This is a genomic window from Klebsiella sp. GB_Kp047, from assembly GCF_040065235.1.
Classification (GTDB): Bacteria; Pseudomonadota; Gammaproteobacteria; order Enterobacterales; family Enterobacteriaceae; genus Klebsiella; species Klebsiella quasipneumoniae.
This window is the reverse complement of sequence record NZ_JBEAJG010000001.1, coordinates 148,445-167,329: the sequence shown is the minus strand read 5'-3', so window position 1 is coordinate 167,329 and position 18,885 is coordinate 148,445. Positions and strand designations below refer to the sequence as shown.

The following is an 18,885-nucleotide window of genomic DNA, read 5'->3' as shown; positions in this document are numbered from 1 at the left end:
CCCCAGTTTTCACTTTAAGACTTAATCAACAGGAGAAGTACAATGGAGATTACCCTTCTTCAGATTGTGCTGGTGTTCATCGTCGCGTGTATTGCGGGTATGGAGTCGGTGCTTGATGAATTTCAGTTCCACCGTCCTCTGGTCGCCTGTACGCTGATCGGCGCCGTTCTCGGCGATATGAAAACCGGTATTATTATCGGCGGTACGCTGGAAATGATCGCCCTGGGCTGGATGAACATCGGTGCGGCGGTTGCCCCTGATGCCGCGCTGGCGTCCATTATTTCCACCGTTCTGGTTATTGCCGGCCATCAGAGCATCGGCGCCGGCATCGCGCTGGCTATCCCGCTGGCGGCTGCAGGCCAGGTGCTGACCATCATCGTGCGTACTATCACCGTAGCCTTCCAGCACGCGGCGGATAAAGCGGCGGAGAATGGCAACCTGACCGCCCTGTCGTGGCTGCACGTCTCGTCCCTGTTCCTGCAGGCGATGCGTATCGCTATCCCGGCCGTCATCGTGGCCATTTCCGTCGGTACCAGCGAAGTCCAGGGCCTGCTGAACGCAATCCCTGAAGTGGTCACCAGCGGCCTGAACATTGCCGGCGGCATGATCGTGGTGGTTGGTTACGCGATGGTCATCAATATGATGCGCGCGGGCTACCTGATGCCGTTCTTCTACCTCGGCTTCGTCACCGCCGCCTTCACCAACTTCAACCTGGTGGCCCTGGGCGTGATTGGCGCGGTCATGGCAATCCTCTACATCCAGCTGAGCCCGAAATATAACCGCGTCGCCGGTGCCCCGGCTCAGGCGGCTGGTAACAACGATCTCGATAACGAACTGGACTAACAGGTGAGCGAAATGGTTGATATGACTAAAAATACCACCGAGAAAAAACTCACTCAGAGTGATATTCGTGGCGTGTTCATTCGTTCTAACCTGTTCCAGGGTTCATGGAACTTCGAACGTATGCAGGCGCTGGGCTTCTGCTTCTCTATGGTTCCGGCGATTCGTCGTCTGTACCCGGAGAATAACGATGCGCGTAAGCAGGCGATTAAGCGTCACCTTGAGTTCTTCAATACCCATCCTTACGTTGCCGCTCCGGTACTGGGCGTAACGCTGGCGATGGAAGAGCAGCGCGCCAATGGCGCAGAGATTGACGATGGCGCTATCAACGGCATCAAAGTCGGTCTGATGGGGCCGCTGGCCGGTGTCGGCGACCCAATCTTCTGGGGCACTGTGCGTCCGGTGTTCGCGGCCTTAGGCGCCGGGATCGCGATGAGCGGAAGCCTGCTCGGCCCTCTGCTGTTCTTTATCCTGTTCAACGCGGTGCGACTGCTGACCCGCTACTATGGCGTCGCCTACGGCTACCGCAAAGGCGTGGACATCGTGAAAGATATGGGCGGCGGCTTCCTGCAGAAACTGACTGAAGGGGCGTCAATCCTCGGCCTGTTTGTCATGGGGGCGCTGGTTAACAAGTGGACGCACGTGAACATTCCGATGGTGGTGTCAAAAATCACCGGCTCTGACGGACAGGTTCATGTCACCACGGTGCAGACGATCCTCGACCAGCTGATGCCGGGCCTGGTACCGCTGCTGCTGACCTTCGCCTGTATGTGGCTGCTGCGTAAGAAAGTTAACCCGCTGTGGATCATCGTTGGCTTCTTCGTCATCGGTATCGCAGGCTACGCTGTCGGCCTGCTGGGTCTGTAATTTCCAGGTTGTACGCCGGGGGCTAGCCCCCGGCTTTTTTTTATCAGGAGGAACGCAAAGCAATGACATTCACGGACCTGGTGATCATCCTGTTCATCCTTGCGCTACTGGCCTACGCGGTGTATGACCAGTTTATTATGCCGAGGCGCAACGGCCCGGTGCTGCTGGCCATTCCCCTGCTTCGCCGCAGCCGCGTTGACGGCCTGATCTTTGTCGGCCTCATCGCCATTCTAATCTATAACAACATCACCCAGCACGGCACCCCAATCACCACCTGGCTATTGTCTGCGCTGGCGCTGATGGGACTCTATTTATTCTGGATCCGTACGCCGAAAATCATTTTCAAACCGCGCGGCTTTTTCTTCGCCAACGTGTGGATAGAATATCAGCGAATTAAAGAGATGAATTTATCCGAAGACGGCGTGCTGGTGATGCAATTAGAGCAACGGCGGCTGCTGATTCGCGTACGAAATATCGACGATCTGGAGAAGATATACAAACTTCTTGTTTCAACTCAATGAGTTATAAATATAGCCAGCGCTATGTTTTTTCCGATTTCGTCTGGGGGATTATATAGCCATGGCTATATTTCCCCACCTGCTCTTCTGTTTTTCATTAACTATTTATTTACTTATAAATTCAAATGAAAATCGTTATCATTTGGTTATTAAAATAGCCCTCTTCTGTTATTGTTTTATATTCTAAAAATATGTTAAGGTTGCGCCCGTCGTTGGGGAGTAGCCAATTTCCTGCCCGCCAGGAAATGTACGTGTCAACATACTCGTTGCAAAACGTGGCACGTACGGGTTGAAGTGATTCAATCAGGCGAGACCATAGATACATCACTGCTGTACGTATTGCTCAGCCATTGAGCGGCTCCGCGTATATTTACTGGGGGCAGCGATGTGTCATATGGATTATCCCCGGTCAGGACAGGCACATGAATTTATCCGCAACCCTTCTTCTCGCTTTCGGCATGTCTATGGACGCCTTCGCGGCCTCTATTGGCAAAGGCGCCACCCTGCACAAACCCAAATTCTCAGAAGCAGTGCGCACCGGGCTGATTTTTGGCGCTATTGAAACCCTGACGCCGCTGGTCGGCTGGGGACTGGGCATGCTGGCCAGCCAGTTTGTTCTCGAATGGAACCACTGGATTGCCTTTATTCTGCTGGTGTTTCTCGGCGGGCGGATGATCATCGAGGGGTTTCGCGGCGACAGCGACGAGGCGTGCGAGGCGCCTCGCCGGCATGGCTTCTGGCTGCTGGTCACCACCGCCTTCGCCACCAGCCTTGACGCCATGGCGGTCGGCGTCGGCCTGGCCTTCCTGCAGGTCAGCATTGTCACCACCGCGCTGGCGATCGGCTGCGCCACCTTTATCATGTCGACGCTGGGGATCATGGTAGGTCGCTTTATCGGCCCGCTGCTGGGCAAACGGGCCGAAATTCTCGGCGGTATCGTGCTGATTGGCATCGGCAGCGAAATCCTCTGGAGCCATTTCGCCGGTTAAGCTTTACTCCTCGCGCTGCCAGCAATGGATCATAAAATCGGTCTGGCAGCCAAAGGTTGCCTGCTGACGCAGCGCGTCATGCACGTCGGCGTTGGCCCGCCACGCGAAAGGCGTCATCTGCAGCAGGGCCTGCGCTTCACTGCCCGTCAGGGTCATCGGATAAGCCAGCTGCTGCTGAGCAGCCAGGCGGAACCCCGGCATCGCTTCCGTCTTCAGCTCATGCAGGCGGATCTCATCGTAAATCAGCCCTTTCAGCTCCAGCAAATGGCGGGGTCCCGGCGTGGCGGTGATCACCCACCCGCCAGGCCGCACCACTCGCGCCAGCTCACCGGCGTTGCAGGGGGCGTAAATGCGCACTACCGCATCGAAGCTGTTATCGGAGAACGGCAGACGCTGGCTGGAGGCGACGCAAAAATTCACCTGCGGATAGCGTTTTGCCGCCGCGCGGATTGCCGGCTTCGATACGTCCAGCCCCCAGCTGCGGCTGGCGATGGCGGCAAACGCGTGGGTGTAATATCCTTCGCCACAGCCGATATCCAGTAACGCCTGAGGGGCAGCGTGCCGCAGTCGTTCAGCGATAGCGTCCCGCAGCGGCTGATAATGCCCGGCGTCGAGGAACGCCCGACGGGCCTGCATCATCTCAGCGCTGTCGCCGGGATCGCGCGACCGTTTGAACTGCACCGGTAGCAGATTGACGTACCCCTCTTTCGCCAGATCGAACTGGTGCCGCTGCGGGCAGGAATAGTGGTTGTCGCTACGGCTGAGCGGCGCGTGGCAAAGGGGGCAACTGTATGACATGACGGCTCCGGTGTCGCTGAAAGGGCGAAAGTGTAGCGCTATTCGCCCTTGCAGACCACTGTTACAGCGCCGGCGCCAGCGGGTGGCTGTCGTGCATGACGATCAGATTCTCCGCGCCTTGCGGCATACCGTCCGGCATGACGTTCTCCAGCCGCAGGACGTCGCCCATAATCTGGCTGAATACCGGAGCGGAAACGGCCCCGCCGTAATACGAGCCATTGCTGGGATCGTTCATCACTACCACCAGCGCGAACTGCGGACGGCTGGCGGGCGCCACGCCGGCGGTATAGGCCACATATTTATCAATATATTTGCCGTCCGGACCGATCTTCTTCGCCGTCCCCGTTTTTACCGCCACCCGGTAGTCGCGCACCGCCGCCTTGGTGCCGCCTCCGCCCGGGAGCGCCACGCTCTCCATCATATGCTCCACGCTGTGGACAATATTCTCCGGCATTACGCGCGTGCCAATCACTGGCGGGTCGATACGGGTGATCGACAACGGTCGTTCAATGCCGAAGCCGCCGATGGTGGCATAAACATGCGCCAGCTGGAGCGGAGTCACCATCAAACCATAGCCGAAAGCGAAGGTGGCGCGATCCAGTTGCCCCCAGTAGCGACGATGCGGCATCAGCCCAGCGCTTTCCCCGGTCAACCCCAGCCCCGTCGGCTCGCCGAAACCGAAAGCCGTATAGGTGTCAATCAGATGCTGCACCGGCATGGCCAGCGAGAGATGCGACACGCCGGTATCGCTGGATTTCTGCAGGATCCCGGTCAGGCTCAGCTCCGGATAATAGCCGACATCGCGGATACGGTGGCCGTCAAGGACAAACGGATGGGTGTCCACGACGCTGTCCGGCTGGACAATCCCCTGCTGCAGCGCGGTCATGATCACCAGCGGTTTGACGGTCGACCCCGGCTCGAAGGTATCGCTGATGGCCCGGTTGCGAAAATCATCCAGCGTTGCGGCATCGCGATTGTTTGGATTGAAGTCGGGATAGCTGGCCATCGCCAGGATCTCGCCGGTATCGATTTTGATCAGCACCGCTGCCCCGGACTCGGCTTTATTCCAGCGAACAGCGTTATCGAGGGCATCTTCCGTTACCGTCTGCAGGCGCTCATCGATACTCAACTGCAGATTATGCGCCGGCACCGGCGGTACTTCGGTAATATTCTCAATCACATTGCCATGTTTATCTTTACGCACCAGACGTCGCCCGGGTTTACCGGTCAACTGGGCGTTGAAGCTTTTCTCCACCCCTTCGATGCCCTGATTATCGACATTGGTAAAGCCCAGCAGATTGGCAGCCACGTGGCCTGCCGGATAGAAACGCCGCGATTCATCACGCAGGTAGACGCCAGGCAGATGCAGTTTATCAATCCACTCCGCCTGCTCGGGATTGATCTGCCGCGCCAGATAGAGAAAGCGGGCGTGAGGATGGCTCTGTACCCGCTGGGCCAGTTCCCCGAGGTTGAGATGCAGCGCTTCGGCCATCGCCTGCCAGCGGGGGCCGTAGCCGACGCCGCCTTTCTCCATGGTGGTCTGCGGATCGATCCAGATCGCGCTAACCGGAACGCTCACCGCCAGCGGTCGTCCTTCCCGGTCGGTGATCATCCCCCGCTCAACCGCAACGGGCTCTTCGCGCAGAGAACGCATATCCTCTTGTTTTACCAGATTATCGGGGGAAACAATCTGCAGCCAGCCCACGCGGGCCAATAGCAGTCCCAGACAACCGAGTATGGCCACACAGAGTAACCCGAAGCGAATCGGGGTAAAGCTGGCGGCGGACTTCATTTTTTTGTTTAGCACCATAGCTCCGGCATTGTTTTGCAACCAACTGATTTAACAGAAAATTAGCAAAACAGACTGCTACACAATGCTAATAAAGTTGAGTATTTGCAACAAGACGCGACGAGAGGGGGAAAAATGACATGCTTTGCAATAAAAACGCAAAAGCCCCGCACAGGCGAGGCTTTTATACAAGAAGAGTGGTCTTGTATCAGATAGCAGTTACGTTAACTGCAGCCGGACCTTTCTGGCCGTCCTGAATTTCGAACTCAACGTTCTGGCCTTCAGCCAGAGTTTTGAAGCCGTTACCCTGGATAGCGGAGAAGTGTACGAACACATCTTTGCTGCCATCAGCCGGAGTAATGAAACCAAAACCTTTAGACTCGTTGAACCACTTAACTTGACCTTTAATCTTTGCCATTTGCAAAATTCCTTAGACTGTTTTCTTCGCCTGCTGGCGTTTACATAGATAAAACTGACACATAACTGCATGAGGCACTAATTTAAGGTTCGGCAGAGAAGCGGTATTCAACGACAACGTGTTTACTCAGGACTTCTTTACTGAAAATGCCACACATAAACAGAACTGTACCTCGTTTAACCCGAAAGGTGTTATCACACACTACGTAAATAATGGCAAGCCATTTTTAAACGTGTCTCGATCGTTCGCACAAATTATAAGGTAATCCTTTGATCGCCTGCACATTTATGCGTCTTTGCCGCCCCTGGCAAGGCGCTATGGCGTTTATCAATAACGCCGGAGCGCTGCCTTGTAACTGCAACTTTTTTACCATAGCTCAACAACTTCGCTTCGTCCAGGTATGTCCGTATACGAACTGCCAGTATACGGGCGACTGACGAGCCGTGATGAATATTGATGCGCAAAATTCGTTATAACCCCAGACGAAAAATCGCTAAAGCCAGGCCAGTGTAGTGATAATAAATCCTTTCAGTCGTCTCGCTAAAAATAGTGCTAATTCTGCACCTTAATAATGAAAAAAAGATGACAGCGTCACGTTATCCGACAATAAACGCGGCGGGGATCACTTTATTTACAGCGTGTATAAAAGAGGATAGTGCATTGAGAAAGGAATAATGGAATAAGAATAAGATATTACCGACCGCTATCATGCAGGTGCGCATCATATGATGCACACCTGTCGAGGTACTTAGCGCTCTGCCACCAGGCGGATAAACTCATCCTCCCCTTTCGCCTTACCGGCGACGGTCGGCTCGACCACGTCCTCTTTTTCCGGCGCACTGGCTTCGCACAAGCGACGTAGCAGCGCATTCTGCCGCTTTTGCTGATCCAGCAGAGCCTGCAGCAGTTCTATCTGCTCATTCGCCCGCGAGCTGGCGCGGTTGACGAAGAACCATAACAACAGACCGACAAGCAGCAGCGCCACAGACACGGCCAGCGATGCCAGATTTAAGATCCCAGGATTTAGTAACTCACTCATTTCACCACCTCAAAGAGAAGGCGTTCATTCTACCACCCGCGGCGCAGAAGGAAATCAGTCGTCAGAAAAATGTCTTACCACGGGATAAATTTATTGATAGTGCAAATGCCGCTGAAAAACTGAACATCCTGGTCGCACATTACGTTAAGCATCTGAGTCCACAGCAACAGGCAGCCTGCTATGATGACTATCAGTAAAACCCACCGTAATTTTTTCACTCCACTCTCCGCATCAGTACTTTATGTCGCCAGGATAACACGGCCTTCTTAAACCGCGGCTAACTGTAATACGAAAGGCAAGTTTAGGAATCATCGACTTGTTTCAAAACGTGTTCGTGTCAAAATCACGGCAAGGATCATACAAATAATGAGGCATCAATGCGATTAATCATTCGTACTATTGTGGTCGTGGCTATCTTATGGATTGGCGTATTATTAAGCGGCTACGGGGTATTATTCCACAGTGAAGAAAACGTCGGCGGCCTGGGCCTGAAGTGTCAATATCTCACCGCCCGTGGGGTCAGTACCGCACTTTATGTGCATTCCGATAGCGGCGTGATCGGCGTCAGCAGCTGCCCGCTGCTGCGTAAAAGCGCAACCGTCGTGGATAACGGCTAAGATCCAACCGGCGACCGCGACGATAGCGCCGCGGTCGCCGAATGCTTCAGCGCGGTCAGAAGGGGTAGTCGTTGTAGCCCATCTGCTCAGAAATCTTGCGCGCCGCCTGGTGCAGCATCGCCACATATTCATGCAAACGTTCTTCAGAGAACCGTAAGGTCGGGAAAGAGATACTCAACCCGGCGATGACTACGCCGAAACGGTCGAATACCGGTACCCCAATGCAGCGTAGCCCCTCTTCCTGCTCTTCGTTATCTTCGCCGTACCCCTGCTCGCGAACGCCATCCAGCACCTTCAGCAACTCAGCGGTACTGGTGATGGTCCGCTCGGTGCTGCGTTTATACTCCACGCCGTCAAGGATCTGCTCCACTTCGCTGCGGTCGCGCCACGCCAGCAGTACCTTGCCAATCGCGGTGCTGTACAGCGGATTGCGACGGCCGATACGAGAGTACATCCGCAGGTTATACATCGAATCAATCTTGTGAATATAAACAATACTGTCTTCATCCAGCGCGCCGAGATGGATCGTCTCTTTCGTCAGTCGGGAGAGTTCCCGCATCTGAATATCGGCGCTGCGCACCAGGTCGACGTTCTGCAGCGCGCGCGCCCCCAGCTCGAACAGTTTGAGCGTGAGGGAGTATTTCTCAGACTCTCCCTCCTGCGCCACATAGCCCAGTGATTTCATGGTCTGTAAAAAGCGATAAACGGTGCTTTTCGACATCATGACGCGCTGGGACAGTTCGGTAATGCCAATTTCACGCTCTTCACCCAGCGCCTGCAGGATGCCGAAAACCTTCAATACCGAAGAGACAGAATCTGGCTGTTTATCCAAATCTGCACCTGCCATTTATCACCTCGTCGTAACTGTTTTATAAAATTTAGAACCGGTTTTTATTATAAATTCGCCGCCTCTGCGCCGCAATCATTCTTCTGCCACTTCGTTACAAATCTGCGACATACGGCGGAATAATCAATGCTAAACTCATCATTCAAAAAACCGTTTCATTTAAGACTCATTTTCACCATGGATAAAAACTCTTCCGATGGCGTGCCGCTGCCGCAGCGCTATGGCGCCATTCTGACCATTGTGCTTGGGCTGACCATGGCCGTGCTCGACGGGGCCATCGCCAACGTCGCGCTGCCGACCATCGCCAGCGATCTTAACGCCTCGCCGGCGGCTTCAATCTGGATCGTTAACGCCTACCAAATCGCCATTGTGATCGCCCTGCTACCGCTCTCTTTCCTCGGCGACATGGTCGGCTATCGTCGTATCTATAAGATAGGCCTGGTGGTGTTTATCTTTACCTCGCTGGCCTGCGCCCTGTCGCGCAGCCTCGAAATGCTAACCTTCGCCCGCGTCGCCCAGGGGCTGGGCGGCGCCGCGCTGATGAGCGTAAACACCGCGTTGATCCGCCTGATTTATCCGCAGCGCTTTCTCGGTCGCGGCATGGGTATCAACTCCTTTGTCGTCGCCGTCTCTTCAGCAGCAGGCCCGACGATCGCCGCTGCGATCCTCTCCCTCGCCTCATGGCAATGGCTGTTTTTAATTAACGTGCCTCTCGGCATCGTCGCCTTACTTCTGGCGATGCGCTTTCTGCCGCCCAACAGCGCGCGCAGCAAAATCGTCCGCTTCGATTTGCCGAGCGCCATCATGAACGCGCTGACCTTCGGGCTGTTGATCACCGCCCTGAGCGGTTTCGCCCAGGGCCAGTCCACTCAGCTGGTGCTGGCGGAGGTCGCCGCTATGCTGGTGGTGGGCTTTTTCTTCGTTCGCCGTCAGCTCACGATGCCCGTCCCGCTGCTGCCGGTCGATCTGCTGCGCATCCCGCTCTTCTCCCTCTCTATCTGCACCTCCATCTGCTCTTTCTGTGCGCAGATGCTGGCGATGGTCTCTCTGCCCTTCTTCCTGCAAACAATGATCGGGCGCAGCGAAGTGGAGACCGGCCTGCTGCTGACGCCGTGGCCGCTGGCAACGATGGTGATGGCGCCGCTGGCCGGTTATTTAATTGAAAAATGCCATGCGGGGTTGCTGGGGGCCATTGGGCTGCTGGTTATGGCCTGCGGCCTGTTCGGCCTGGCGCTGCTTCCGGCGTCGCCCAGCGATCTGGATATTATCTGGCGTATGGCGCTGTGCGGCGCCGGCTTCGGGCTGTTCCAGTCGCCAAACAACCACACCATTGTCGCCTCGGCCCCGAGCCATCGCAGCGGCGGCGCCAGCGGCATGCTGGGTACCGCTCGCCTGCTCGGCCAGAGCACCGGCGCCGCGCTGGTGGCCCTTTTATTCAACCTGCTCGGCAACAGCGGCACCCACACCGCCCTGCTGCTGGCCGGCATCCTGGCGACCGTCGCTGCGCTGATTAGCGGTCTGCGCGTCACTCAGCCGCGCGCAGCCTGACGATTAAGGACAAAAAAAATCCGCAGCCTTCGGGCTGCGGATTTTTATTTTCAGCGTCAGATTGACAGACTATTTCAGATATTCTCCGCTACGCAGCGCTTCAATACGCTTGTCCAGCGGCGGGTGGGTCATAAACAGCTCGCTCATGGACTTCGCTTTACCGTTGATGCAGAACGCCATCATGCTGCTGGCTTCCTGCGGCTCATAGCTGGTTTTCAGGCGCTGCAGGGCGGCAATCATCTTTTCGCGGCCCACCAGACGCGCCGAGCCGGCATCAGCATGGAATTCGCGATAACGAGAGAACCACATGGTGATAATGCTGGCCAGAATACCGAACACCAGCTCCAGCACCGTGGCGACGGCGAAGTAGATCAGCGGGTTGCCATTGCTGCTCTCGCCTTCATCTTCCCGGTTGCCGCCGAGGAAGCCGGCCGCAATCTGCGCGATAACGCGGGAGATAAAGATAACGAAGGTGTTCACCACCCCCTGAATCAGAGTCATGGTGACCATATCGCCATTGGCGATGTGGCTGATTTCATGGGCGATGACCGCTTCCGCTTCATCACGGCTCATGTTTTGCAACAGCCCGGTACTGACAGCGACCAGCGAGGCGTCGCGACGCGCACCGGTAGCGAAGGCGTTGATGTCAGGGGCGTGATAGATAGCCACCTGCGGCATGGCAATGCCCGCCTGCTGCGCCTGCTGCGCAACGGTGTTCATCAGCCAGCGTTCCGTTTCGTTGCGCGGCTGCTCGATCACTTCCCCACCCACAGACTTCAGCGCCATCCATTTCGACATCATCAGCGAAACGATAGAACCACCGAAGCCGAACAGCAGGGCCATAATCAACAGACCGGTCATGCTGCTGGATTGGATCCCCGTGAGGCTTAACACCAGCCCGAACACGACCATCACTGCCAGGTTCGTCAGCAGGAAAAGCGCGATTCGCATCATAATTTTCTTTTTACCTCAATTTAACAAAACGCACTATGCGATTACCCACATCGTATGGGTCAGGCTGCAATTTTCAACCATCAGCCCCCGCTAAGTCACGATAAAAACACAACTTTACATTTTGTAGCATCTTGCTGACAGCGGCAGAGCAGGTTGACATTTTGTTAGATGAGCTGAATGGCGATGACAAAGGGCATAAAAAAAACGGGCACCTCTCAGGGTGCCCGTTGGCGACTTATTGGCTGGCCGGCGGTTCCACCGCCGGGCGCGCTTTTTCGAGATGGGCGAGGTCTACCGCGATATGGACCGTCTCATCAAGATACGGATCCGGCTCCTGGTAATCCTTCGGCAAATCGTCCAGTTTTTTCAGCGGCGGTTTGCCTTCGCGTTTCAGGCGATCGTTAATCCGCGCCAGACGAATCGCATCATCCTCTTCGTTCTCTTTTTCACGCTGAGCGTAGTTCAGAGAGACGATGTTACGTTTGTCCTTCATCGCGTTATAACGGGCAATATCCTTTATGATGTACTGGAACTCAGGATCCTGGGCAATACGCTCGTCGTGGCGCTTGAGCAGTTCCGGTCCAAATGGGGTCAGATCCCCGGACTTCACGTAGGTGGCCGCGTTGATGCTATCCCACGGCAGCGCGTTGTCTTCATACTGCTCGCCGGTTTCGCGATCTTCATTGCCGGTTGGCATCATGATATCCGGCGTAACGCCTTTGCGCTGAGTACTGCCGCCGTTAATGCGGTAGAACTTCTGGATGGTGTACTGCACGGAACCTAACGCCGGCCAGTCCGGACGCAGCATCTGATCGTAGATACGATTCAACGAGCGATACTGCTGTACGGTACCTTTGCCGAAGGTCGGCTCGCCAACGATCAGCGCGCGGCCATAATCCTGCATTGCGGCGGCAAAGATCTCAGACGCCGAGGCGCTAAAGCGGTCAACCAGCACCACCAGCGGCCCTTTGTAATAGACTACACCATCGTTATCGCTGTCTTCGCGCACCTTGCCATTGTTATCCCGCACCTGCACCACCGGGCCGGACGGAATAAACAGCCCCGACAGCGATACCGCTTCGGTCAGCGCCCCGCCGCCGTTGCTGCGCAGATCGATAACGATGCTACTGACGTTCTGTTTTTCCAGCTTCTGCAGCTGCACCTTCACGTCATCGGTCAGGCCAACGTAAAAGCCCGGGATATCCAGCACGCCGACTTTTTCTTTACCAACGGTTTTCACCGACATCTTGACCGCGCGATCTTCCAGACGGATGCGCTCGCGGGTCAGGGTGACGATACGCGTCTTGGCCCCTTTGCCGGCCGGCAGGATCTCAAGGCGAACCTTGCTGCCCTTCGGCCCTTTAATTAGCGCCACGACGTCATCCAGACGCCAGCCAATGACATCGACCATCGACTTCCCGGTCTGGCCGACGCCGACGATGCGGTCGCCGACGCTAATCGCTTTGCTCTTCGCAGCCGGACCACCGGCCACCAGCGAATTAATGACCGTATAGTCATCATCCATCTGCAGTACAGCGCCGATCCCTTCGAGTGAGAGACTCATCTCGGTGTTGAACTGCTCGGTATTGCGCGGCGACAGATAGTTGGTGTGCGGGTCGATTTCGCGGGCGAAGGCGGTCATCGCCAGCGAGAAGACATCCTCGCTGTTGGTTTGCGCCAGACGACGGATAGCGAACTTGTAGCGACGGGTTAAGGTGTCGCGGATCTCTTTATCGTCTTTTCCCGCCAGCTTCAGGCTTAACTGGTCAAATTTAACCTTGGCGTCCCACAGCTTGTTCAGCTCGGCCTCGTCTTTCGGCCACGGCGCTTTGGAGCGGTCAAGGTTGAAATTGTCGTTGCCGGTAAAGTCCATCGGACGTTCCAGCACCTTCAAAGCATACTGATAGCGTTCGAAGCGGCGCTGCTGCGCCAGGTTGTAGAGGTCGTAGAAGACATCCAGTTTCCCGGTGCGCAGTTCGTCGCCGATTTGGTCTTTTTTCGCCGCGAACTTCGCCACATCGCTGGCCAGCAGCACATTATGGCTGTAGTCCAACAGGTTCAGATAACGGTCAAAAATTTTTGCCGAGAAGGCGTTGTCGAGATCGAACTGACGGTAGTGAGAGCGGGTAAAGCGCGACGTCACGCGCTCGCTCACCGTCGCGTGCTGCGGCTCTTCTTTCAGCACGGGGATTTGATCTGCACGGGTTATTTCATCAACAGCGAAAGCATGGCCTGCTATTGCCAGCAGGCCCGCAAGCGCGGTGATTTTAAAAAATGTGTTCATGCCTGGCCCGGCCTCCGTTTCAGAACACCAGGTGTTCTGCGCGTACAATCATTGACATACCAGAAGTCAGCTGTACACGAACGCCATCTTTGGTGATTTCCAGAACGGTGGCGTCCATTGCGTTATTGCCTGCTTTTACCTTCAGCGCCTGGCCGACGGTCAGAACGGAAACATCCGATACCGGAGTAAGACGCTCTTCACGCGGAGCTTTGGCCGCAACAGGACGCGGTTTACGCTGTTCAGCGCCCTCTTTACGACGCGGCTGCTGAGGACGCGGTTTACGCTCGCGGCGAACGCCTTCATCCGGCTGGCCTGCAGCGGCAGCGGCTTCGCGTTTTTTCGCCTGCTGGGCAGCGCGCTGCGCCTGAACGCGAGCTTTCGCTTCTTCCAGCTGCTGACGCGCATGGGCAATGTGCTGCTCTTCCAGTTCGCCGCACGGGTTGCCGTCCAGGTCAACGCGGATAGCGCCGGCTTTTACGCCGTAGAGATAGCGCCAGCTCGAGGTATAGAGACGTAATGCAGCGCGAAGCTGGGTTTTGCTGAGATTCATCTCACCACCCACTCGCTCAACGAGATCCTGAAAAATTCCGATTTTCAGGGGGCGCGCTTCGCCTTCAGCGCTGAAGCACTGAGGGAAACGTTCGGCCAGAAAGGCGATAACTTCTTTACTGCTATTCAACTTAGGTTGATTTTCCATGAAATTTCCTGATTACAACGGACGTAGCCAACAAGCCGCAGGCATGAACAGGCGACATTATAATGACGTCCTCGCTAAATGCTACGTTATCCGTTGATTATCCCACGACACGGGTAAAGATTTTTTGATAATCAGTGGCCGCGATAAGTTTTTCCAGATGCTCGACCAGCGTGCGCAACCCCTGCTCATCTTCAGCAGTGAAGCGGCCGTAAGCCGGACTGTCGATATCCAGCACGCCGATAATCTGGTCGTTCACGCGCAGGGGGAAGACAATTTCCGAATTACTGGCGGCATCGCAGGCAATGTGGCCGTCAAAGGCGTGGACGTCCTCGACGCGCTGCACCTGGGCTTGCGCCACCGCCGCGCCGCATACGCCGCGCCCAACCGGGATCCGGACGCAGGCCAGTTTGCCCTGGAACGACCCCAGCACCAGGGTATCGCCTTCCAGAAGATAGAAACCGGCCCAGTTGACCTCGCCCAGTCGTTCAAACAGCAGCGCGCTGGTATTAGCGATCATCGCCAGAAAACTGGTTTCACCTGCCATTAATGCCTGGAAATCGCGGTTCAAATCCGCGTAAAATTCTGTTTTGCTCATTATATCTTCACTTGGTTGTCTTACTGCCTGATACGTACAGCCTACTAAAATAAGCATTAAATGCGCTTGGGCTCAAGATGAATTCATTCATAGGTTAAGATAGTGAGATACATTCATTCCTGTACGTAATAAATGCCGATAAAAACATCCACCCTTAAGCCTGCGAATAAGATGGTCGTGCATGCCGTCAGCTCGCCGCTTCCCTATGCGCATTATCAGCGCTGTACGCAGTGTGACATGCTGTTCCGCTTACCGGTGCTCAAACGCAACCAAAGCGCCTGGTGTCCACGCTGTAACGCGAAGGTGCGCGATGGCCGCGACTGGTCGCTGACCCGTCTGGGCAGCATGGCCCTGGCCATGCTGCTGTTAATGCCCTTTGCCTGGTCCGAACCCCTACTGCGCCTTCACCTGCTGGGGGTTCGCATTGACGCCAACGTCCTGCAGGGGATTTGGCAGATGACCGCGCAGGGCGACCCGCTTACCGCCGCGATGGTGCTGTTTTGCGCGGTGGTCGCCCCGGTACTGCTGGTGGTCTCGATTAGCTATCTGTGGCTGGGCAACGTGCTGGGGATGAACCTGCGCCCGGTGCTGCTGATGCTCGATAAGCTCAAGGAGTGGGTGATGCTGGATATCTATCTGGTGGGCATCGGCGTCGCCTCCATCAAGGTGCAGGATTACGCCTTTCTGCAGCCCGGCATCGGCCTGGTGGCGTTTATCTCCCTGACGCTGCTGAGCATCCTGACGCTTATCCATATGAACGTCGAAGAGCTATGGGAGCGCTTCTATCCCGAACGGCCGGCGACCCGCGCCGATAACAATCTGCAGGTGTGCACCGGCTGCCACTACACCGGCTACCGCGACGCCCGCGGCCGCTGCCGACGCTGCCACACGCCGCTGCACCATCGCCGGCCGCAGAGCCTGCAGCGCAGTTGGGCGGCGCTGATTGCCTCGCTGGTTTTCCTCCTACCGGCCAACCTGCTGCCGATCTCTATCATCTACGTCAACGGCGCGCGCCAGGAAGACACCATCCTCTCCGGGATCATCTCCCTCGCCAGCAGCAATATCGCCATCGCCGGCGTGGTGTTTATCGCCAGTATTTTGGTGCCATTCACCAAAGTTATAGTGTTATTTACCCTGCTGCTCAGCATACAATTCAAGTGCGAGCAGGGGCTGCGCACCCGCATCCTGCTGCTGCGGCTGATAACCTGGATTGGCCGCTGGTCGATGCTGGATCTGTTTGTTATCTCACTCACCATGTCGCTCATTAATCGCGATCAGCTCCTCGCCTTTACGATGGGGCCGGCCGCGGTTTACTTTGGCGGCGCGGTAATTTTAACTATTCTTGCAGTTGAATGGCTGGACAGCCGCTTACTTTGGGACGCACATGAGTCAGGAAACGCCCGCTTCGCAGACTGAAGCCAGAATAAAAACCAAACGTCGTATCTCGCCATTCTGGCTGTTGCCGGTCATCGCGCTGCTGATTGCCGCCTGGCTCATCTGGACCAGCTTTGACGACCGCGGATCGACGATTACTATCGATTTCCAGTCTGCTAACGGCATCGTGCCGGGGCGGACGCCTATCCGCTATCAGGGGGTGGAAGTCGGTACCGTCCAGGATATTAGTCTCAGTAAAGACCTGAGCAAGATTGAAGTTTCCGCCAGCATCAAGCGCGATATGAAAGAGGCGCTGCGCAAAGATACGCAGTTCTGGCTGGTCACGCCGAAAGCCTCTCTGGCCGGCGTGTCGGGCCTCGATGCGCTGGTGGGCGGGAACTATATCGGCATGATGCCGGGCAAGGGCGAACCCGAAGATCACTTCGTCGCCCTCGACACTCAGCCAAAATACCGTATCAACAACGGCGAGCTGATGATCCACCTGCAGGCGCCCGACCTTGGCTCTCTGAGCAGCGGCTCGCTGGTCTACTTCCGTAAGATCCCGGTCGGGCGGGTGTATGACTTCACGCTGAATGATAATAATCAGGGGGTCACCATTGATGTGCTGATCGAGCGCCGGTTCACCAACCTGGTGAAAAAAGGCAGCCGTTTCTGGAACGTCTCTGGGATCAAAGCCGATGTCGGCCTGAGCGGGGCCAAAGTGCAGCTGGAGAACCTTTCCGCGCTGGTGAACGGTGCCATCGCCTTTGACTCCCCTGCCGATTCGCAGGTCGCGTCGCAAAACGATGACTATCATCTGTATGAAGACCTGGCGCACAGCCAGCGCGGGGTGGTGGTGACCCTTGACCTGCCTGACGGCGACGGCCTGAAAGCGGGCTCGACGCCGCTGATGTATCAGGGGCTGGAAGTGGGCCAGTTAAGCAAACTGAATCTTAACCCCGGCGGCAAAGTCACTGGCGAGATGACCGTCGATCCAAGCGTGGTGACCCTGCTGCGGGAGAAAACGTTGATTCAGATGAAGAAGCCGAAGATCTCCCTCGATAACCCCAGCGTCAGCGCCCTGCTCACCGGCAATACCTTTGAGCTGGTGCCCGGCGAAGGCGAGCCGCGTAATCACTTCTCCGTCATGCCAGCGGATAAAGCGCTGCTGGAGGAGCCCAATGTCGCCACCGTCACCCTTTCGGCGCCGGAGAGCTACGGGATCGACGGCGGCCAGCCGCTGGTGCTTCACGGAGTGAAAGTCGGCCAGGTGCTGGAGCGCAAGCTGACGGCCAAAGGGGTAACCTTCCAGGTGGCGATTGCCCCGGAATACCGCGATCTGATTCGCGGCGACAGCAAGTTTGTGGTGAACAGTCGTCTGGACGTCAAAGTGGGACTTGATGGCGTGCAGGTGCTGGGCGCCAGCGCCAGCGAATGGGTGAACGGCGGGATCCGGGTGATCCCGGGTGAAAAAGGCGAAATGCAGAGCAGCTATCCGCTGTACGCCAACCTCGAAAAGGCGCAGGAAAACAGCCTGAGCGAAGTGCCGACCACCACCCTGAGCCTCTCCGCTGAGACGCTACCTGACGTTCAGGCTGGCTCGGTGGTGCTGTATCGTAAATTCGCCGTCGGCGAGATCATCGCCGTCAAACCGCGCAAAGACGCTTTCGATATCGATCTGCATATCAAGCCCGAGTACCGCTACCTGCTGACCAACAACAGCGTCTTCTGGGCGGAAGGGGGCGCGAAGGTTAAACTTGACGGCAACGGACTCACCGTTCAGGCCTCGCCGCTGGCCCGCGCCATAAAAGGGGCGATCAGTTTCGACAACCTCAACGGCAGCAGCGCCAATGCGCGGCTGAATAACAAACGCATCCTTTACGCTTCTGAAACGGCGGCGCGCGCCGTGGGCGGCCAGATCACCCTGCATGCGTTCGACGCCGGGAAGATGGCGGCCGGGATGCCGATTCGCTATCTCGGCATCGATATCGGTCAGATCCAGTCGCTGGAGCTGATCACCGCCAAAAACGAGGTGCAGGCGAAAGCCGTGCTTTATCCGGAATACGTCGGCACGTTTGCCCGCGCCGGGACCCGCTTCTCGGTGATCACCCCGCAGATCTCCGCCGCGGGCGTGGAGCATCTCGACACCCTGTTCCAGTCCTATATTAACGTTGAGCCCGGACGCGGCCCGGCGCGCCGCGACTTTGAGATCCAGGATACGACGATCAGCGACTCGCGCTATATCGACGGCCTGAATATCGTGGTGGAAGCGCCGGAGGCCGGATCGCTCGGCATCGGTACGCCGGTGCTGTTCCGCGGCCTGGAAGTCGGGACGGTGACCGGTCTGTCGCTGGGATCGATGTCTGACCGGGTCATGGTTAAGATGCGCATCAGCAAGCGCTACCAGTACCTGGTGCGCAATAACTCGGTGTTCTGGCTGGCCTCGGGTTACAGCCTCGACTTCGGCCTGGTTGGCGGCGTGGTGAAAACCGGGACCTTCAATCAGTTTATCCGCGGCGGGATCGCCTTTGCCACGCCGCCGGGTACGCCGCTGGCGCCGAAGGCCCAGGACGGCAAGCACTTCCTGCTGCTGGAGAGCGAGCCGAAAGAGTGGCGGGAGTGGGGCACCGCCCTGCCGCAGTAATCCTCGCCTCCCCTTCTCCCGCCCCGGCAAACGCCGGGCGCGGGCAGACACAAACCTCACGCCCCGG

17 protein-coding genes and 2 pseudogenes are annotated in these 18,885 nt (G+C 56.7%); 8 read left to right on the top strand and 11 right to left on the bottom strand.

Features of this window, described 5'->3' with window-relative positions:
• The first annotated feature begins 42 nt into the window (after positions 1–42).
• The 4 genes from ABLV76_RS00845 to mntP all read left to right on the top strand — a co-directional run bounded on the left by ABLV76_RS00845 (position 43) and on the right by mntP (position 3,214).
• Positions 43–843, top strand: a complete 801-nt coding sequence (locus ABLV76_RS00845) for a PTS mannose/fructose/sorbose transporter subunit IIC (RefSeq protein WP_004203359.1) — start codon at positions 43–45, stop codon at positions 841–843.
• Between the two features lie 12 nt (positions 844–855).
• Complete coding sequence (locus ABLV76_RS00840; RefSeq protein ID WP_004145526.1) at positions 856–1,707, top strand: PTS mannose transporter subunit IID; 852 nt, start codon at positions 856–858, stop codon at positions 1,705–1,707.
• Positions 1,708–1,769: 62 nt separating this feature from the next.
• Complete coding sequence (locus ABLV76_RS00835; protein ID WP_004203361.1) at positions 1,770–2,228, top strand: DUF986 family protein; 459 nt, start codon at positions 1,770–1,772, stop codon at positions 2,226–2,228.
• Between the two features lie 419 nt (positions 2,229–2,647).
• Entirely contained in the window at positions 2,648–3,214 is a 567-nt protein-coding gene (gene mntP / locus ABLV76_RS00830; RefSeq protein ID WP_017900206.1) for a manganese efflux pump MntP, read from the top strand.
• A gap of 3 nt (positions 3,215–3,217) precedes the next feature.
• Here the strand turns inward: mntP and rlmA are convergent, their stop codons facing one another.
• The 6 genes and pseudogenes from rlmA to mgrB all read right to left on the bottom strand — a co-directional run bounded on the left by rlmA (position 3,218) and on the right by mgrB (position 7,476).
• A complete protein-coding gene (rlmA, locus tag ABLV76_RS00825) occupies positions 3,218–4,012 on the bottom strand; it encodes a 23S rRNA (guanine(745)-N(1))-methyltransferase (RefSeq protein WP_048324825.1) in 795 nt (264 codons plus the stop codon).
• A 61-nt stretch (positions 4,013–4,073) separates the two neighbouring features.
• Positions 4,074–5,822, bottom strand: coding sequence for a peptidoglycan glycosyltransferase FtsI (gene ftsI, locus ABLV76_RS00820; protein ID WP_004203364.1), 1,749 nt, complete (start codon positions 5,820–5,822; stop codon positions 4,074–4,076).
• A gap of 187 nt (positions 5,823–6,009) precedes the next feature.
• Positions 6,010–6,219, bottom strand: a complete 210-nt coding sequence (gene cspE / locus ABLV76_RS00815) for a transcription antiterminator/RNA stability regulator CspE (RefSeq protein ID WP_001062678.1) — start codon at positions 6,217–6,219, stop codon at positions 6,010–6,012.
• An 85-nt stretch (positions 6,220–6,304) separates the two neighbouring features.
• Positions 6,305–6,376, bottom strand: a pseudogene (locus tag ABLV76_RS00810) (DUF2627 domain-containing protein); the annotation flags it as partial.
• 591 nt (positions 6,377–6,967) lie between these two features.
• Positions 6,968–7,258, bottom strand: coding sequence for a YebO family protein (locus ABLV76_RS00805; protein WP_004203366.1), 291 nt, complete (start codon positions 7,256–7,258; stop codon positions 6,968–6,970).
• Positions 7,259–7,332: 74 nt separating this feature from the next.
• On the bottom strand, positions 7,333–7,476 hold the full coding sequence (gene mgrB / locus ABLV76_RS00800; protein ID WP_002911375.1) for a PhoP/PhoQ regulator MgrB: 144 nt from the start codon (positions 7,474–7,476) through the stop codon (positions 7,333–7,335).
• Positions 7,477–7,635: 159 nt separating this feature from the next.
• On the opposite strand from mgrB, the gene ABLV76_RS00795 reads away from it, so the two are divergent.
• On the top strand, positions 7,636–7,875 hold the full coding sequence (locus ABLV76_RS00795) for a YobH family protein (protein ID WP_004203368.1): 240 nt from the start codon (positions 7,636–7,638) through the stop codon (positions 7,873–7,875).
• Positions 7,876–7,930: 55 nt separating this feature from the next.
• On the opposite strand, the gene kdgR is transcribed toward ABLV76_RS00795, so the two are convergent.
• The gene (gene kdgR, locus ABLV76_RS00790) at positions 7,931–8,722 is read right to left on the bottom strand and encodes a DNA-binding transcriptional regulator KdgR (protein WP_004203369.1); all 792 of its coding nucleotides are present in this window, start codon (positions 8,720–8,722) and stop codon (positions 7,931–7,933) included.
• A 177-nt stretch (positions 8,723–8,899) separates the two neighbouring features.
• Here kdgR and ABLV76_RS00785 point away from each other — a divergent pair, with 177 nt between their 5' ends.
• Positions 8,900–10,270, top strand: coding sequence for an MFS transporter (locus ABLV76_RS00785; protein ID WP_004203370.1), 1,371 nt, complete (start codon positions 8,900–8,902; stop codon positions 10,268–10,270).
• A 69-nt stretch (positions 10,271–10,339) separates the two neighbouring features.
• Here the strand turns inward: ABLV76_RS00785 and htpX are convergent, their stop codons facing one another.
• The 4 genes and pseudogenes from htpX to ABLV76_RS00765 form a co-directional block, all read right to left on the bottom strand.
• On the bottom strand, positions 10,340–11,224 hold the full coding sequence (htpX, locus tag ABLV76_RS00780; protein ID WP_004203371.1) for a protease HtpX: 885 nt from the start codon (positions 11,222–11,224) through the stop codon (positions 10,340–10,342).
• 235 nt (positions 11,225–11,459) lie between these two features.
• Positions 11,460–13,508: a carboxy terminal-processing peptidase gene (prc, locus tag ABLV76_RS00775; RefSeq protein ID WP_348878132.1), complete on the bottom strand. Its 2,049-nt coding sequence runs from the start codon at positions 13,506–13,508 to the stop codon at positions 11,460–11,462.
• Positions 13,509–13,527: 19 nt separating this feature from the next.
• Positions 13,528–14,205, bottom strand: coding sequence for an RNA chaperone ProQ (gene proQ / locus ABLV76_RS00770; protein WP_004203375.1), 678 nt, complete (start codon positions 14,203–14,205; stop codon positions 13,528–13,530).
• Between the two features lie 81 nt (positions 14,206–14,286).
• Positions 14,287–14,800: pseudogene (locus ABLV76_RS00765) on the bottom strand (GAF domain-containing protein).
• Between the two features lie 132 nt (positions 14,801–14,932).
• Between ABLV76_RS00765 and yebS the strand changes: the two are divergent.
• Both yebS and ABLV76_RS00755 read left to right on the top strand, forming a co-directional pair.
• Positions 14,933–16,216, top strand: a complete 1,284-nt coding sequence (yebS, locus tag ABLV76_RS00760) for a membrane integrity lipid transport subunit YebS (RefSeq protein WP_117129927.1) — start codon at positions 14,933–14,935, stop codon at positions 16,214–16,216.
• Complete coding sequence (locus tag ABLV76_RS00755) at positions 16,185–18,818, top strand: PqiB family protein (RefSeq protein ID WP_017900210.1); 2,634 nt, start codon at positions 16,185–16,187, stop codon at positions 18,816–18,818. The genes yebS and ABLV76_RS00755 overlap by 32 nt, the downstream gene beginning before the upstream one ends.
• Positions 18,819–18,885: the final 67 nt, after the last annotated feature.

What these genes read in the sequence shown, in the direction of transcription:
- ABLV76_RS00845 (WP_004203359.1), top strand. Translation starts at nt 43, where the DNA reads ATGGAGATTACCCTTCTTCAGATTGTGCTGGTGTTCATCGTCGCGTGT.
- ABLV76_RS00840 (WP_004145526.1), top strand. Translation starts at nt 856, where the DNA reads ATGGTTGATATGACTAAAAATACCACCGAGAAAAAACTCACTCAGAGT.
- ABLV76_RS00835 (WP_004203361.1), top strand. Translation starts at nt 1,770, where the DNA reads ATGACATTCACGGACCTGGTGATCATCCTGTTCATCCTTGCGCTACTG.
- mntP (WP_017900206.1), top strand. Translation starts at nt 2,648, where the DNA reads ATGAATTTATCCGCAACCCTTCTTCTCGCTTTCGGCATGTCTATGGAC.
- rlmA (WP_048324825.1), bottom strand. Translation starts at nt 4,012, where the DNA reads ATGTCATACAGTTGCCCCCTTTGCCACGCGCCGCTCAGCCGTAGCGAC.
- ftsI (WP_004203364.1), bottom strand. Translation starts at nt 5,822, where the DNA reads ATGGTGCTAAACAAAAAAATGAAGTCCGCCGCCAGCTTTACCCCGATT.
- cspE (WP_001062678.1), bottom strand. Translation starts at nt 6,219, where the DNA reads ATGGCAAAGATTAAAGGTCAAGTTAAGTGGTTCAACGAGTCTAAAGGT.
- ABLV76_RS00805 (WP_004203366.1), bottom strand. Translation starts at nt 7,258, where the DNA reads ATGAGTGAGTTACTAAATCCTGGGATCTTAAATCTGGCATCGCTGGCC.
- ABLV76_RS00795 (WP_004203368.1), top strand. Translation starts at nt 7,636, where the DNA reads ATGCGATTAATCATTCGTACTATTGTGGTCGTGGCTATCTTATGGATT.
- kdgR (WP_004203369.1), bottom strand. Translation starts at nt 8,722, where the DNA reads ATGGCAGGTGCAGATTTGGATAAACAGCCAGATTCTGTCTCTTCGGTA.
- ABLV76_RS00785 (WP_004203370.1), top strand. Translation starts at nt 8,900, where the DNA reads ATGGATAAAAACTCTTCCGATGGCGTGCCGCTGCCGCAGCGCTATGGC.
- htpX (WP_004203371.1), bottom strand. Translation starts at nt 11,224, where the DNA reads ATGATGCGAATCGCGCTTTTCCTGCTGACGAACCTGGCAGTGATGGTC.
- prc (WP_348878132.1), bottom strand. Translation starts at nt 13,508, where the DNA reads ATGAACACATTTTTTAAAATCACCGCGCTTGCGGGCCTGCTGGCAATA.
- proQ (WP_004203375.1), bottom strand. Translation starts at nt 14,205, where the DNA reads ATGGAAAATCAACCTAAGTTGAATAGCAGTAAAGAAGTTATCGCCTTT.
- yebS (WP_117129927.1), top strand. Translation starts at nt 14,933, where the DNA reads ATGCCGATAAAAACATCCACCCTTAAGCCTGCGAATAAGATGGTCGTG.
- ABLV76_RS00755 (WP_017900210.1), top strand. Translation starts at nt 16,185, where the DNA reads ATGAGTCAGGAAACGCCCGCTTCGCAGACTGAAGCCAGAATAAAAACC.